The following is a 13,088-nucleotide window of genomic DNA, read 5'->3' on the forward strand; positions in this document are numbered from 1 at the left end:
AAATCGAATGGACGCTAAAGCAGATCAAGCAGCATATCGATGATGACCCGGATCTACGTGGTAAACGTGATCTGCTGGTGAGCATCGACGGCATCGCTGACAAGACAGCGGCGCTGATCCTGGCTGAGCTGGGCGAGATAGAACGCTTTACCCATTCGCGCGCGGTCACTGCGTTCGCGGGCCTGGACCCACGCCTGCAAGAGTCAGGCGCCTACTACGGTCGTACTCGCATCTCACGAACAGGGTCAGCTCGATTGCGCAGTGCGCTCTACCTACCTGCTGTTGTAGCGATGACCTACAACCCAGCGATCAAGGCGCAAGTCGAGCGTCTGAGGGCCAGGGGCAAAAAGGGTAAGCAGACCGTGTGCGCGGCCATGCGTAAGTTGCTGAGTATCGCCTATGGAGTACTCAAATCAGGTAAGCCCTTCGATCCCGCATTGGCCATTGCGCACTAAGTTCGAAGACGGTATCTACAACAGGGTCCAGAAGCCGGGCTGGTCGAGCTCCCGCTCGACCAGCGTCAGACGAGAGCCGCTCTGTTACGCCATGCCGCCCGGCGCAAAGATCTCGATCCAATACCCGTCCGGGTCACGGATAAAGGCGATGTTGTGCATCTTGCCGTCCTGCGGGCGCTTAACGAAGGACACACCCAGCTCCTCAAAGCGCGCGCAGGCCGCTTCCAGATCCGGCACGGCAAAGCCGATATGGCCGAAACCACGCGGGTCATCGTTACCGTTGTGATAGCTGAATTCCGGATCGTCCTCAGTGCCCCAGTTGTGGGTCAGCTCGAGCATGGCCGGGCGGCCGAAGGTCTGGTGGGTGCGCTCCACCGGATCGTCCGACCAGGTATCCAGCGCATTGCTGTCGACTGCGGCCAGAAAATACAGACTGAACTTACCCGCCGGATAATCCTGCTTCTTCACCAGCGTCATCCCCATCACGCGGGTATAGAAATCCAGCGTCGCCTCAGGGTTCTTGATGCGGAGCATGGTCTGGTTGAAGACAAAGCCCTCGGTGGCCGCATCGCGGTTCTCGCACAGGCCCGGGGCAGATTCAAAGTGACGACTCATGGCAACAGCTCCCATTAGGTAGAAAAGGCCAAAGCCTAACACTGAAACGCCCGCACACAGAACGTGCGCGGGCGTCGTATCCGGTCAGCAGTGCGCCAACCGACGCTCGAACAGCAGATCGTTGAGAAACGTTGCCGAGGCAGGCAGTACAAGGCAAAAGCCGCCGGAAAAGCGATCGGAGTCGCGCTCGACTTTACAAGCAGTAAATGAGCATTTTCCGGCGGCTTTTAACGCAGTAATGCCAACGCAGGTAGTTTCTCAGCGATCTGTCAGCGGAACTTGCGCTCCTCCCACCACGGGAAGAACGCCGGCTTGTCCGTGCTCGGACGCAGCTTGAACTGCGGCGCGCGCTTCTCCAGGAAGGAGCTGACGCCCTCTTTCGCATCCGCAGACTCACCCATAAAGGCAATCGCACGGGAGTCCACAATGTGCGCCTCCATCGGGTGGTCCGCCGCCATCATGCGCCACAGCAGCTGACGGTTCAGCGCGGCAGACATGGCGGAGGTGTTGTCGGCAATTTCACGGGCCAGTTCACGCGCCGCCGGCAGCAGCTCGTCCGGCTCGTGAACGCTGCGCAGCAGGCCGCCCTTGAGGGCTTCTTCAGCACTAAATACGCGGCCGGTGTAAACCCACTCGGCCGCCTGCATCGGGCCGACGAGGCGCGGCAGGAACCAGCTGGAGCAGGCTTCCATGGTGATGCCGCGGCGGGCAAACACAAAGCCGAACTTGGCGTTGGTCGAAGCCATGCGAATATCCGCCGGCAGACTCATGGTCACGCCCACACCCACGGCCGCGCCGTTAAAGGCAACAATGACCGGCTTGGTGCACTCGTAGATACGCAGCGACACGGTACCGCCGCCATCACGCAGGTCATCACCCTCGGGCTGATCCTGACGCTTGTGACGGTTGAAGGTATCACCGCCCTTCTCCAGATCCGCACCGGCACAGAACGCACGACCGGCACCGGTCATGATCACAACACGCACCGCATCATCGGCATCGGCAGCATCAAAGGCCGCGATCAGATCTCGACGCATCTGGCCGTTGAAGGCGTTCATACGGTCAGGACGGTTCAGCGTCAACGTGAGGACACCGTCCTCCACCTGGTAATCGAGGGTTTCGTAAGTCATCTGGGCTTTCCTGTGTGGTCAAATGCCGCCCAGTGTAGAACCCACCAGTCACGGTAACCAGTTGAGTTACCGAGGCGTATGTGGGGGTATTGGTGGGGTGGATGGGTGACCGGCAATAGGCTGGCTTGAGCACAGGCGAGTCGAGTGATAGAACAGAGCAAGGGCTCAGGCCGGCAGCCCCTACCTGCTTGGTCAAACACTCGGTAACTGCAATGGAATATGCAATTTTAAAGAGCTACGAAGCGGTAAAACCCTATATCCCCCAAGTGACTGCGACCGCTGATAAACACAAAAATATGTTTGGGTTCTTAGCGGACTCTGCATACGAGCAGATGGCTATCAAAGACCAGTTTTGGGTAGCGGTAAATGAAAGTCGAGAGCTCAAGGGCTACCTGATGTTGGGCGGAACCATGCCGACGCTGAAGGTGTTTCAAATATACGCCTGCAAGACCTCAAAGGGTCATCTGCTCGGCCCCAAAATGCTTAGCGAGCTAAAGAAATTCGCAAGACACCCACCGGCTCACGCACCCACTCCATGTCCAAGACCTGCGCCATCAGGGTCTGGGCTAGTTCGTGGCGTAGCTGGTTGACCAGTTCGGTGTACCTAATGCATTCCTGTTTCAGGTCGCAATGAAAGAGCCTTGCGGCTTAGATGCTGCTGGGCTCAGATGTTATAAAGACTCAGATTGTCGGACAGGCTCTGACGCATCATCTGGCTGACGGTTCAGCTCCGTCTGCAGCCCTACTCTACCAGTTACCAGATAAGCCACTACTACCCACCCCGCACCTGCCCAACCATGCCACGAATAACAATGGCTTCAATACTCCGCAGCAGCCGCATCTCTCCGCCAAATGTCGCCTTAAGTTCCGGGCGGGCCTTTACCAACTCAGCATTTTCCGCCAGCATCTGGTCTAGCAGGGGCAGCGCAGCGGCGCTGATGGCGTCCACCAGTTTGCGTACAGACTGCTTTGCGGTGGCTGGTTTGATGCCCATGGCTTCTGCGGCCTCGATCAGCAGCTCGGTACTTATCTGTGGCAACCTCTGACGGCCGAGGACGGGCCAGGCCAATTCGGCTTGTTCGGGCCAGCGGTCCTTGTCGCAGGCTTTGGTGCCGTAGACGGCGGTGCACAGCAGATCGTAGAACGGTGCCAGCTGCACGCCCTTGGGTGTAGGTAAAAAGCTCAGGTTCTTCAGGTGCGCGTCTTCATTGCCCACCAGCACGTTAAACACCAGCCACTCAAACAGGCGCAGCCTTGCCAACGCGGAGGGTCGGCAGCGGCTTGCCAGGTCGGCCAGCCGCTCAATACTGCCGGCGCTGTATTTGAACTCGCGGGACAGCCCATCCATCTGGCAGGCGTCGATGCAGTGCAGGCGCGCGCAACCGTCCGGGGTTAAGACCCGGTCAAAGCGTTCGATGAGAAACACCGGCTCGGGCACATAAAGCCGCGTGACCTTGGGAACCGGCAGGCCGACACGCCCGGCCAGCGTCATGACAAACCATTCATTGATCACCGAGTGGCGCCAGTCGTTGCCAGGGTGATTCGGCTTGAGGATGTGCGTTGAAGGCTCGCTGCCTACCGGTTCAAGGAGTTGGCCGTCACGATAGATCACCGCCACCTTGTGCTGCGCACCGGCGAGCGACATGCGCTTGGCGGCGCGCTGGGCCAGCGGCACCTCGGGCATGGACTGGATGCGCTGAGACAGCGTGACAGTCGACAGCGGTTGAGTACTGCCCGGTTGCGGCCGCTCGCCCGGCGGTAACAGGGTGATAGAGCCGGCCGACTCGGCGCCAAAATGCTGCAGCAAGGCAAAGGCGTCGGCGATGGCTACGCCAGCTGCCTCGGCGATCAGGGTGCGCTGTCCCTCTTCCGGCAGCAGGTTATCGAAGTGCCACTGCACCGGGCGCTGCGTGGCGCCATCAATGTGTTCTTCTGCTTGCAACGGCAACAGCGGACACAAGGGATAGGCGCTCGTATCCGCCAGCCAGTCCGAACTGTAAGCAAAGGCCCAGAGCCCGTTGCTTTCGCGCAGGGTGCCAATACATGTGTGGTTGATCCACGCAATGAGTGTTCTGGCCATTAGTCCGCCTTGCTGCCGGCAGAGGCTGCCCGAGCGTGCAGCTCGTTTAACCTGGCCTGCACCTGCTCGGCAAAGGGCTCGGGTACCTCGACAGAGAGGGTCAGCCCCAGCTCCTGCATGACCTGGAACAGCTTGCCCCATTGCACCGAGTCGCTCCCGCGCTCGACCTTGCCGAGGAAGTTCTCAGACACGCCAATGCTGCCGGCGGCATCATCCTGACGCAGCTGCATGGCCTTGCGGCTGGCCCTGACCAACGGCCCAATTTGCTCCGGGGAGCTGATGTGGAATTTCATCACCCAACCTCAATAGTCATCTGGCAATCCTCACGACTGTAAGGAAAGAAGCCGATACCATTGCAACATAGCAGAAAACCGCACGAACGTAAGGATTTTTCCGTCAACATAAGCAAACAGATATAAATCCTCACGATTGTGAGGATTTATATACTTTCAGGCTTGATTTAACGCCAATCCTCACGATCGTGCGGATTAAGGACCTGCTATGAGCGACCAAGGTGCGGGCTTTTAACCTTCTGCCGCTTGTGCGGCAAGGCTCTTGATAGCCCCGGGGGACGACTCTAACAATACTTGGCGTTGTTACGCCCCGCGTCCTTGGCCGCGTACAGGGCGCGGTCGGCGCGGTTGAAGAGGTCGTCAATCGAGGTGTCGTCGCGGCGCCAGTCGGTCAAACCGATACTGACCGTCACGCCGGGTAGCCCGGGCTCGCTGGTCACGGCGGCCAGCAGCAGGCGGTCGGCCAGTTCGCTGGCCTGCGCCATCGAGGTGGCGGGCAGCAGCAGAATAAACTCCTCGCCGCCCTGTCTGCCGAATACATCGGACTGCCGCAGGGTGTCTTCCATGCGCCGGCAAAAGGCCTGCAGCACGCGGTCTCCAACCTGATGCCCGTGCTGGTCGTTGATGGCCTTGAAGTGGTCCAGATCGAGCGACAGCACCGAGAAAGGCTCACCGCTGCGTCGGCTGCGTTTGAACAGGTCGCTGGCGGCGTCTACCACCGCGCGGCGGCTACGCACGCCAGTCAGCGTGTCGGTCATGGCCAGCTCTTCAAAATTGCTGCGGATACGTTCGGAGACGAGCAGCAGAAAGCCGATGTTGACGATCACCAAGCCGAAGCTGAAGGTCCCCAGATAGAGTGCCTGCAGCCAGGACACATCAAGCATGCCCTGCCCGTCTTGCGGCTGAAAGATGGCATGCGCCCAGCGGGCACCAAACACCAGGGTCGAAAAGACCACCCAGAAAAAGGTAAAACCCGCGCCCAGCAGGCGCTGCTGGTGATCACCGCGGTGGCGATACAGCTCGCGGGCAAAGACGATGGCGTGCATCAGGCTGGCAGCAAAAACGTAGCCGGTCAGGCTCAGATAGCGGCCACGCAGGCTGTCCTCAACGTGAGTGAAATAGGTCTGCCCGCACCAGGCCACCACAAACAGCAACACCCAGACCTTGAGCTTTGGTCGGTGGCCGAAGTGCTTGGCGCTGCCAACCCAGTACAACGTGTAGGCCAGCATCGCTGCGGTATTTTGCACAGTGAAGGTCAACCAGTCGGGCGCCGAGCCCCGCAGCAGAATCAGCACGCCCGCCAACGCGGTCAGCAGTGACCCCGCCGCCCAATGATGCACACCCGGAATCCGTGGCCGGGTAGCACGCCCCATCAGCAGCAGAACAATGCCCATGACGCCAACCAGCAGACAGGCCAGCATAATCAGGGTTTTCGGGTCGTAGAGGGGCGTTACAGCCATACAGTGCGCGTCGTCGAGTCAGTAGCTCCTATTATGGGCCATGGCGCGGCTGAGAACATTAAAACTCTTGCCTTAAGGGACGGCAAAACGCCCTGCCCGTCCGTGACGCAAGCGTCAGAATGGAGGCACAGCATCCAAGCTGTCACGCGGCTGTAACCTGCATGTCATCTCCTTGTCGCACTCTGGCAGCCCGCACACCCGCTGTCCGATGAATGAGGTCCATCATGCATTCCCTTCGCCGCCCCCTGCGTCACCTCTGGCTCTCCCTTGCCCTGCTGCCCGGCCTGGTCAGCGCCCACGCACTGGAAGTGCACGGCTCCAACACCATAGGGGCAACCCTGGCGCCGATGCTGATGACCCAGTTTCTGCAGCAGCTGAGCGGCCAACCGGTGACCAGCGCGGGCACCGGCACCGCCAACGAGACCGTTCTCAGCACCCAACGCGATGGCCAGCCGCTGACCGTGCTGGTGGCGGCCCATGGCTCCAGCACCGGCTACAGCGCGCTGGCCGCCGGGCAGGCTGATGTCTGGGCCGCCTCAAGACGGGTCAAAAGCAGCGAAGCCCAGGCCATGGCCAGCCGGGCCGACCTGCTGAGCGGTGATAGCGAGCACATCATCGCCATCGACGGGCTGGCGATTCTGGTGCACCCATCCAACCCGGTGGAGCAATTGAACATAGACACCCTGGCGCGCATCTTTGCCGGCCAGATCAGCAACTGGTCGGAGGTTGGCGGGCCAGACCGGGCGATTGATATCTACGCCCGGGATGAGCAATCAGGTACCTGGGACACCTTCAAGGAGCTGGTGCTGGCCGGGCGCTATAGTCTAAGCGAGAGCGCGCGTCGCTATGAATCGAATGACCAGTTGTCTGACGACGTGACCGCCAACCCAGGCGGCATCGGCTTTGCCGGCTTTGCCTCGGTACGCGGTGCCAAGCTGCTGGCCATTGCCGATGGCGAAGCGCCGGCGCTCAAGCCCAGCAAGCTGACCGTGGCCACGGAAGATTATCCACTGTCGCGACGCCTCTACCTGTACACCCCGGGCACTGGTGGAGAGCCGCTGGCACAGGAGTTTGTCGCCTTTGCCCAGAGCGAGGCCGGCCAAGCGCTGGTGGCCGAGTCGGGCTTCTTTTCGCAAACGCCCTTCGCCGTGGACCCGGTGATGGACGATAGCGTACCCGACAGCCTCAAGCGCCTGACCGCCAACTATCAACGGCTGTCGGTCAACATTCGTTTTGATGAAGGCCACACCGACCTGGACAACAAGGCCAAGCGCGATCTGCTGCGCATTCAGCAATACCTGGCGCAAAGTGGCAAAAGCAGCCGGGACATCATGCTGATCGGTTTTGCCGACCAGCAAAGCCACGAGCTGCGCGCCCAGATGATCTCCGAGCTGCGCGCGCTGTCTGCAGCCAAGGTACTGCGGGATATGGGGTCGCCGGTGCAGGGGCACATCGGCTACGGACACTACAAGCCGGTCGGCTCGGCGGGCGGGGAAAGTGGCGCGCGGCGCAATGGCCGGGTTGAGGTGTGGGTAAAGCGATGATTGCGCCGGCCTGACCTGTACACTATCCTGCACATGTCAATTTTCTGTACAGGTGTAATAATGGACGCTATCAGCTATACCGCCGCGCGAACCAATCTGGCCAAGACCATGGATCAGGTCTGCGAAGATCACGCGCCCATCATTATTACCCGCAGCAAATCTCAGTCGGTGGTCATGATGTCACTGGAGGATTATGAAGCGCTGCAGGAAACGGCCTACCTGTTGCGCTCGCCGCGCAACGCACGCCGCCTGCTGGACTCGATTGCCGAACTGGAGCAGGGAGAAGGGCAGGAACGGGCACTGGGCGAATGAAACTGATCTTCGCGCAGAGTGCCTGGGAGGATTATCTGTACTGGCAGAAAACCGACAAGAAGCTGGTCGGCCGCATCAATGTACTAATCAAAAAGATTCAACGTGACCCGTTCGCTGGCGTCGGCAAGCCGGAGCCGCTAAACCACAACCTCGCCAGCTATTGGTCACGGCGCATCAATAGCGAGCACCGCATCATCTACAAGATGACCGACGATGCGCTACTGATCGCCCAGTTGCGTTACCACTACTGAGACCCGCGCGCTCAGTCGACCCGTTCGAACTTCAAGTCCCACACCCCGTGGCCCAGTCGCTCGCCGCGGCGCTCGAACTTGGTGATCGGGCGCTCTTCCGGGCGCGGTACGTAACCCGCTTCGCCCGCCTGATTGCGGTAGCCGGGGGCAACGTTCATCACTTCCAGCATGTGCTCGGCGTAGTGCTCCCAGTCGGTAGCCATGTGAAACACGCCACCCACCTTGAGCTTGCGACGCACCTGCTCGGCAAAGGCCGGCTGGACGATGCGGCGCTTGTGGTGTTTCTTCTTGTGCCACGGGTCCGGGAAGAACAGCAGCAGGCGGTCCAGGCTGCCGTCCGGAATACAGCGGTTGAGCACCTCAATGGCATCGCAGTCGAACACCCGTACGTTGCTCAGCCCCTCAGTCAGCAGGCCATTGAGCAGTGCACCCACGCCCGGACGGTGCACTTCAATGCCGATGAAGTCCTGCTCAGGGGCAGCAGCGGCCATTTCCAGCAGCGAGTGACCCATGCCAAAGCCGATCTCCAGCGTACGCGGTGCGCTGCGGCCAAACAGGGCGTCGAGATCAAGCATGCCCTGATCCAGCGTCAGGCCAAAGCGCGGCCAGCCCTGGTCGATACCCTTTTGCTGGCCTTCGGTCATGCGGCCTGCGCGCATGACGAAGCTGCGAATGGCGCGGCGCGGTGGGCTATCAGGGGTGGGGGTCTCTGCGCTGTCGGGCAGTTCGGGCGTATCGGACATGGGGTGCTCGGTAATGGTCGGATAAAGCGGCGCCCCGCAGGGCGCCTGACGAAAGGATAGCCTGCTTAGCGCAGGGTGCCGTCCAGCGGCGAAGATGCCGAGGCGTACAGTTTGCGCGGCATGCGGCCAGCCTGATAGGCGGCACGACCGGCCACCACGGCGTGGTGCATGGCCTGAGCCATCAACACCGGCTGATCGGCGTGGGCAATAGCGCTGTTCATCAGTACACCGGCGCAACCCAGCTCCATGGCGATGGTGGCGTCAGACGCGGTGCCAACGCCGGCATCCACCAGCACCGGTACGGTGGCTTCTTCCAGAATGATGCGCAGGTTCCACGGGTTGCAGATACCCATGCCGGAGCCGATCAGGCCGGCCAGCGGCATCACCGCAACACAGCCCATGGCAGCCAGCTCGCGGGCGATGATCGGGTCATCGCTGGTGTAGACCATGACGTCAAAGCCGTCCTTGATCAGCACTTCAGCGGCCTTGAGGGTTTCTACCACGTTGGGGAACAGGGTCTTCTGGTCGGCCAGCACTTCCAGCTTCACCAGCTTGTGACCATCCAGCAGCTCACGGGCCAGGCGGCAGGTGCGCACGGCCTCGTCTGCGGTGTAGCAGCCGGCGGTGTTGGGCAGGATGGTGTAGCGATCCGGCGAGACCACATCCAGCAGGTTGGGCTCGTCCGGGTTCTGGCCGATATTGGTACGGCGAATAGCCACGGTCACGATTTCGGCACCAGAGGCTTCAATGGCGCGGCCGGTCTCGTCCAGGTCCTTGTACTTGCCGGTGCCGACCAACAAGCGGGAACGGTAGCGAACGCCGGCGATTTCCAGCGCATCCTGGGTCATATCAGTCATCAGGGTCTCCAACGAGGATTGGGTTAGCCGCCACCGATGGCATGCACGATCTCTACCCGGTCACCCTCGCTCAGGCGGGTGTCGGCGTGCTGACTGCGCGGCACGATCTCAAGGTTCAGCTCAACCGCCAGGCGCTTGCCGGTCAGGCCCAGCTGATCGATCAACGCGCTGAGGGTCAGGGGCTGGTCCAGTTGGTGGGGCTCACCATTCAAGAGAATCTGCATGGGCGGCTCGGTAACAGCGGATGGAGATAATAAGGCAGCGTGGCGCGGCCACTATTGACCGGCGACAAGGGCGCTATGATAACGCCCTTTGCCGCCCGCTGGCCACGCTCAGAGCGTACGCCAGATACCCAGGCCCAGACAGAACCAGGCCACCAGCCAGGTCACGCCGCCCAACGGGGTAATCATGCCCAGCTTGCCCAGGCCGCTGAGCGCCAGCAGATACAGGCTGCCGGAAAACAGCACAATACCCACGGCAAAGAGCACGCCGCTGGTTTTCAGCAGGGCGCTGTCCGGACCACGCAACAGCAGCAGGGCCACCCCGATCAGCGCCATGGTGTGCCATAGCTGATAGCTCACGCCGGTTTGAAAGGCATTAAGCAGGTTTTCCGGCAGCTTGCCGCGCAGCCCGTGGGCGGCAAACGCCCCCAGTGCTACACCGGTAAAACCACTCAGTGACGCCAACATCAACAGCCATTTGGCCATGCTTTGCTCCCTCGGTTTATACTCCGGGCAGACTTTCTACCCGGACGCCCATGTTCAAACTCATCCTGCGCAAGATTGCCAAGTGGCTGCTGATTGTAGCCGCCGTCAGCCTGCTGCCCATCGTGGTGCTGCGCTGGGCACCTGCGCCCGGCTCCATGCTGATGGTCGAGCGCTGGGTCACCGAGCGCGATACGCCCGGCTATCAGCGCCAATATCAATGGACGCCCTACGCGCAGATCCCCGACAGCATGAAAATGGCCGTGATCGCCGCCGAAGATCAGCGCTTTGCCGACCACTATGGCTTCGACCTCAAGGCCATCCGCGCCGCCGTGGAACATAACATGCAGGGCGGGAATTTGCGCGGCGCCAGCACCATCAGCCAGCAGGTCGCCAAGAACCTGTTCCTCTGGTCCGGCCGCAGCTATGTGCGCAAGGGGCTGGAGGCGTGGTTTACCCTGGGTATCGAGCTGATCTGGCCCAAGCAACGCGTTCTGGAGATGTATCTGAACATCGCCGAGTGGGATCACGGCGTATATGGCGTAGAGGCGGCGGCGCGGCACCACTTTGGTGTGGGAGCCAGCTACCTGTCCAGCCAGCAGTCGGCCCAGCTGGCCGCAGTACTGCCCAGCCCGCTCAACTGGGATGCCGCCAGCCCACCACCGCATGCCCTGCGCCGCGCCAACTGGATTCGTCAGCAGAGCCAGCAGCTGGGCGGGCGACACTACCTGGACCGCATGGAAGCCGGCAAGCCGCTACCCGACTGGCTGACGCTGCGCTACTGGCGCAACCGGCTGGATATCTGAGGCAGCTCGTCAGGCTGCTGCGATGAACGCCAAACAGCCCGATCACCCATGCAGCGCAGCGCTGCAGATGGGCATTGCAGCGCTTGGCTACTCGCCAAGGTCCTCGCGCAGGCCAAACATGATGGAATGCGCCTGCTCTTCACCCACGGCCACCACCGCCCCAACCTTCGGATAAACCCAGGCTTCGCCTTCGCTGACCGGCAGTCGCAGGTCGGGATTGCCGAAGGTGCCCTGCACCTGCGCCAGTGACATCGGCTCGTTGGGGATCATGCTCAGACGCACAACCTTACGGTCCTTTAGGGCATCGCCCACGGCCGAGCTGATCGGCTGGTCGGGCAGGTCCGGCTGCCAGGCCTGGGCCTGCACCAGGCTGTCGGTTTGCTCGGGCGTCAGCGCGATAACCGCCTGCGCACGCCAGCTCAGATCATCGCTCTCCAGAGTGTAGCGACTCACCAGCAGCGGCTCACCCTCGGAGCTGATCATCCACAGGGTGCCATGACCGAGCGCCGCACCGGCATCCGCCAGGGTCAGGCGCTGGGCCTGCAGGGGCTTGAACAGGGACTCCTGATACTGGCCGTACCAGTCCATCGGCTCAGGCGCCGCCGGCCGTGACTGCCAGTAGCCAAAGGCATAAAAAGCGAGGATTACCACGGTAAACAGTGTGGCCAGTCGCACACCCTGACGACGCGTCATGCGTTACTCCTTGGTCTTGTTATCTGATTGGGTACACAAAATGGGGTTATCGGGCGGGCGGCCTCACCAACAAAAAGGGCATCCCGTGGATGCCCTTTCAGTACGACTGAGATGCCTTAAATCGCGACCTCGGTCTCGAGGTTCTTTTTCAACTTGTTCATGGCGTTCTTTTCCAGCTGACGAATACGCTCAGCCGACACCTGATACTTGGCTGCCAGCTCGTGCAGCGTCGCCTTTTCTTCAGCCAGCCAGCGCTGGTAGAGAATATCGCGGCTGCGCTCGTCCAGCTCATCCAGCCCGCTCAGCAAGCTGCTGCTGGCGCTGTCGGACCAGTCGGCAGACTCCAGCTGGGTAGCCGGGTCGTAGCGCTTGTCTTCCAGGTAGTGAACCGGTGCGTAGGCGGTGTCGTCGTCATCGTCCTGGGCGCCATCAAAGCCCAGATCCTGGCCGTAGAGACGGCTTTCCATCTCGCGCACTTCGCGCTCGGCTACACCCAGATCAGCGGCAACGGCCTGTACTTCATTTTGCGACAGCCAGGCCAGCTTCTTCTTGGCGCTGCGCAGGTTGAAAAACAGCTTGCGCTGGGCCTTGGTGGTGGCGACTTTGACGATGCGCCAGTTGCGCAGAATGAACTCGTGAATCTCGGCGCGAATCCAGTGCACCGCAAAGGAGACCAGGCGCACGCCCATCTCCGGATTGAAGCGTTTTACCGCCTTCATCAGGCCGACGTTGCCTTCCTGCACCAGGTCGGACTGCGCCAGGCCGTAGCCCGAATAGCTGCGGGCGATGTGCACCACAAAGCGCAGATGGGACATAACCAACTGGCGGGCGGCTTCAAGGTCTTCGTGATAGTACAGGCGGTCAGCCAGCACGCGCTCCTCGTCGGCGCTCAGGACAGGAATGCTGCTGACGCTCTGAATGTAGGCTTCGAGATTCGCTCCCGGAGCCAGATTATGAACAGGCTGCAGTGCAGTGCTCATGCGCTACCTCACTTAAAATGACGACCCAGTGTATCACCGCAAAATCTGACTGTGAACGTAGGTTAAAGTTCAACGCGAACTCGGGCTGGAGGCTGGAGGCTGGAGGCTGGAGGCTGGAGGCCAGAAGCTTGAAGCTTGAAGCTTGAAGCTTGAAGCAGTCTGAGC

17 protein-coding genes are annotated in these 13,088 nt (G+C 61.0%); 6 read left to right on the forward strand and 11 right to left on the reverse strand.

Annotation, left to right across the window (positions count from 1 at the left end; all coding sequences use genetic code 11):
- Positions 1-455 (forward strand): transposase (locus BM116_RS07535; protein ID WP_139222356.1); only part of this gene is annotated, 455 nt, incomplete at its 5' end.
- Between the two features lie 84 nt (positions 456-539).
- On the opposite strand, the gene gloA is transcribed toward BM116_RS07535, so the two are convergent.
- Complete coding sequence (gene gloA / locus BM116_RS07540; protein ID WP_083724074.1) at positions 540-1,070, reverse strand: lactoylglutathione lyase; 531 nt, start codon at positions 1,068-1,070, stop codon at positions 540-542.
- Between the two features lie 269 nt (positions 1,071-1,339).
- Complete coding sequence (locus tag BM116_RS07545) at positions 1,340-2,200, reverse strand: crotonase/enoyl-CoA hydratase family protein (protein WP_083724072.1); 861 nt, start codon at positions 2,198-2,200, stop codon at positions 1,340-1,342.
- A gap of 212 nt (positions 2,201-2,412) precedes the next feature.
- Here BM116_RS07545 and BM116_RS18665 point away from each other — a divergent pair, with 212 nt between their 5' ends.
- Positions 2,413-2,790: a hypothetical protein gene (locus BM116_RS18665; RefSeq protein ID WP_139056939.1), complete on the forward strand. Its 378-nt coding sequence runs from the start codon at positions 2,413-2,415 to the stop codon at positions 2,788-2,790.
- 182 nt (positions 2,791-2,972) lie between these two features.
- On the opposite strand, the gene BM116_RS07550 is transcribed toward BM116_RS18665, so the two are convergent.
- The 3 genes from BM116_RS07550 to BM116_RS07560 form a co-directional block, all read right to left on the reverse strand.
- Positions 2,973-4,280 carry a HipA domain-containing protein gene (locus BM116_RS07550; RefSeq protein ID WP_083724070.1) on the reverse strand — a complete coding sequence of 436 codons (1,308 nt, stop codon included), beginning with the start codon at positions 4,278-4,280 and terminating at the stop codon, positions 2,973-2,975.
- On the reverse strand, positions 4,280-4,573 hold the full coding sequence (locus BM116_RS07555; RefSeq protein WP_083724068.1) for a helix-turn-helix domain-containing protein: 294 nt from the start codon (positions 4,571-4,573) through the stop codon (positions 4,280-4,282). Before BM116_RS07555 ends, BM116_RS07550 begins: the two co-directional genes overlap by 1 nt.
- A 284-nt stretch (positions 4,574-4,857) precedes the next feature.
- Positions 4,858-6,033 carry a GGDEF domain-containing protein gene (locus BM116_RS07560; protein WP_083724066.1) on the reverse strand — a complete coding sequence of 392 codons (1,176 nt, stop codon included), beginning with the start codon at positions 6,031-6,033 and terminating at the stop codon, positions 4,858-4,860.
- A 224-nt stretch (positions 6,034-6,257) separates the two neighbouring features.
- Here BM116_RS07560 and BM116_RS07565 point away from each other — a divergent pair, with 224 nt between their 5' ends.
- Genes BM116_RS07565 through BM116_RS07575 form a run of 3 tightly spaced genes read left to right on the forward strand, consistent with a single transcriptional unit; the run spans position 6,258 to position 8,140 of the window.
- Positions 6,258-7,577, forward strand: a complete 1,320-nt coding sequence (locus BM116_RS07565) for a substrate-binding domain-containing protein (protein WP_083724064.1) — start codon at positions 6,258-6,260, stop codon at positions 7,575-7,577.
- Between the two features lie 60 nt (positions 7,578-7,637).
- Positions 7,638-7,889 carry a type II toxin-antitoxin system Phd/YefM family antitoxin gene (locus BM116_RS07570; RefSeq protein WP_083724062.1) on the forward strand — a complete coding sequence of 84 codons (252 nt, stop codon included), beginning with the start codon at positions 7,638-7,640 and terminating at the stop codon, positions 7,887-7,889.
- Positions 7,886-8,140 carry a Txe/YoeB family addiction module toxin gene (locus BM116_RS07575; RefSeq protein WP_083724060.1) on the forward strand — a complete coding sequence of 85 codons (255 nt, stop codon included), beginning with the start codon at positions 7,886-7,888 and terminating at the stop codon, positions 8,138-8,140. The genes BM116_RS07570 and BM116_RS07575 overlap by 4 nt, the downstream gene beginning before the upstream one ends.
- A gap of 11 nt (positions 8,141-8,151) precedes the next feature.
- Here BM116_RS07575 and trmB read toward each other — a convergent pair whose 3' ends face one another.
- The 4 genes from trmB to BM116_RS07595 all read right to left on the reverse strand — a co-directional run bounded on the left by trmB (position 8,152) and on the right by BM116_RS07595 (position 10,447).
- Complete coding sequence (gene trmB / locus BM116_RS07580) at positions 8,152-8,883, reverse strand: tRNA (guanosine(46)-N7)-methyltransferase TrmB (protein ID WP_083724058.1); 732 nt, start codon at positions 8,881-8,883, stop codon at positions 8,152-8,154.
- 65 nt (positions 8,884-8,948) lie between these two features.
- The gene (locus BM116_RS07585) at positions 8,949-9,740 is read right to left on the reverse strand and encodes a thiazole synthase (RefSeq protein ID WP_083724056.1); all 792 of its coding nucleotides are present in this window, start codon (positions 9,738-9,740) and stop codon (positions 8,949-8,951) included.
- Between the two features lie 23 nt (positions 9,741-9,763).
- Positions 9,764-9,964, reverse strand: coding sequence for a sulfur carrier protein ThiS (gene thiS, locus BM116_RS07590; RefSeq protein ID WP_083724054.1), 201 nt, complete (start codon positions 9,962-9,964; stop codon positions 9,764-9,766).
- Positions 9,965-10,072: 108 nt separating this feature from the next.
- Complete coding sequence (locus tag BM116_RS07595) at positions 10,073-10,447, reverse strand: DUF423 domain-containing protein (RefSeq protein ID WP_083724052.1); 375 nt, start codon at positions 10,445-10,447, stop codon at positions 10,073-10,075.
- Between the two features lie 50 nt (positions 10,448-10,497).
- Between BM116_RS07595 and mtgA the strand changes: the two genes are divergently transcribed.
- Positions 10,498-11,250 carry a monofunctional biosynthetic peptidoglycan transglycosylase gene (gene mtgA / locus BM116_RS07600; RefSeq protein ID WP_083724050.1) on the forward strand — a complete coding sequence of 251 codons (753 nt, stop codon included), beginning with the start codon at positions 10,498-10,500 and terminating at the stop codon, positions 11,248-11,250.
- An 87-nt stretch (positions 11,251-11,337) separates the two neighbouring features.
- Here the strand turns inward: mtgA and BM116_RS07605 are convergent, their stop codons facing one another.
- Both BM116_RS07605 and rpoH read right to left on the reverse strand, forming a co-directional pair.
- A complete protein-coding gene (locus BM116_RS07605; RefSeq protein ID WP_083724048.1) occupies positions 11,338-11,943 on the reverse strand; it encodes a hypothetical protein in 606 nt (201 codons plus the stop codon).
- Positions 11,944-12,059: 116 nt separating this feature from the next.
- Entirely contained in the window at positions 12,060-12,923 is an 864-nt protein-coding gene (gene rpoH, locus BM116_RS07610) for an RNA polymerase sigma factor RpoH (protein ID WP_083724046.1), read from the reverse strand.
- Positions 12,924-13,088 lie beyond the last annotated feature (165 nt).

Source organism: Halopseudomonas pachastrellae (genome assembly GCF_900114765.1).
Classification (GTDB): Bacteria; Pseudomonadota; Gammaproteobacteria; order Pseudomonadales; family Pseudomonadaceae; genus Halopseudomonas; species Halopseudomonas pachastrellae.

What these genes read in the sequence shown, in the direction of transcription:
- BM116_RS18665 (WP_139056939.1), top strand. Translation starts at nt 2,413, where the DNA reads ATGGAATATGCAATTTTAAAGAGCTACGAAGCGGTAAAACCCTATATC.
- BM116_RS07595 (WP_083724052.1), bottom strand. Translation starts at nt 10,447, where the DNA reads ATGGCCAAATGGCTGTTGATGTTGGCGTCACTGAGTGGTTTTACCGGT.
- BM116_RS07605 (WP_083724048.1), bottom strand. Translation starts at nt 11,943, where the DNA reads ATGACGCGTCGTCAGGGTGTGCGACTGGCCACACTGTTTACCGTGGTA.
- BM116_RS07585 (WP_083724056.1), bottom strand. Translation starts at nt 9,740, where the DNA reads ATGACTGATATGACCCAGGATGCGCTGGAAATCGCCGGCGTTCGCTAC.
- BM116_RS07560 (WP_083724066.1), bottom strand. Translation starts at nt 6,033, where the DNA reads ATGGCTGTAACGCCCCTCTACGACCCGAAAACCCTGATTATGCTGGCC.
- BM116_RS07555 (WP_083724068.1), bottom strand. Translation starts at nt 4,573, where the DNA reads ATGAAATTCCACATCAGCTCCCCGGAGCAAATTGGGCCGTTGGTCAGG.
- trmB (WP_083724058.1), bottom strand. Translation starts at nt 8,883, where the DNA reads ATGTCCGATACGCCCGAACTGCCCGACAGCGCAGAGACCCCCACCCCT.
- BM116_RS07570 (WP_083724062.1), top strand. Translation starts at nt 7,638, where the DNA reads ATGGACGCTATCAGCTATACCGCCGCGCGAACCAATCTGGCCAAGACC.
- gloA (WP_083724074.1), bottom strand. Translation starts at nt 1,070, where the DNA reads ATGAGTCGTCACTTTGAATCTGCCCCGGGCCTGTGCGAGAACCGCGAT.
- BM116_RS07545 (WP_083724072.1), bottom strand. Translation starts at nt 2,200, where the DNA reads ATGACTTACGAAACCCTCGATTACCAGGTGGAGGACGGTGTCCTCACG.
- BM116_RS07575 (WP_083724060.1), top strand. Translation starts at nt 7,886, where the DNA reads ATGAAACTGATCTTCGCGCAGAGTGCCTGGGAGGATTATCTGTACTGG.
- BM116_RS07550 (WP_083724070.1), bottom strand. Translation starts at nt 4,280, where the DNA reads ATGGCCAGAACACTCATTGCGTGGATCAACCACACATGTATTGGCACC.
- BM116_RS07565 (WP_083724064.1), top strand. Translation starts at nt 6,258, where the DNA reads ATGCATTCCCTTCGCCGCCCCCTGCGTCACCTCTGGCTCTCCCTTGCC.
- rpoH (WP_083724046.1), bottom strand. Translation starts at nt 12,923, where the DNA reads ATGAGCACTGCACTGCAGCCTGTTCATAATCTGGCTCCGGGAGCGAAT.
- thiS (WP_083724054.1), bottom strand. Translation starts at nt 9,964, where the DNA reads ATGCAGATTCTCTTGAATGGTGAGCCCCACCAACTGGACCAGCCCCTG.
- mtgA (WP_083724050.1), top strand. Translation starts at nt 10,498, where the DNA reads ATGTTCAAACTCATCCTGCGCAAGATTGCCAAGTGGCTGCTGATTGTA.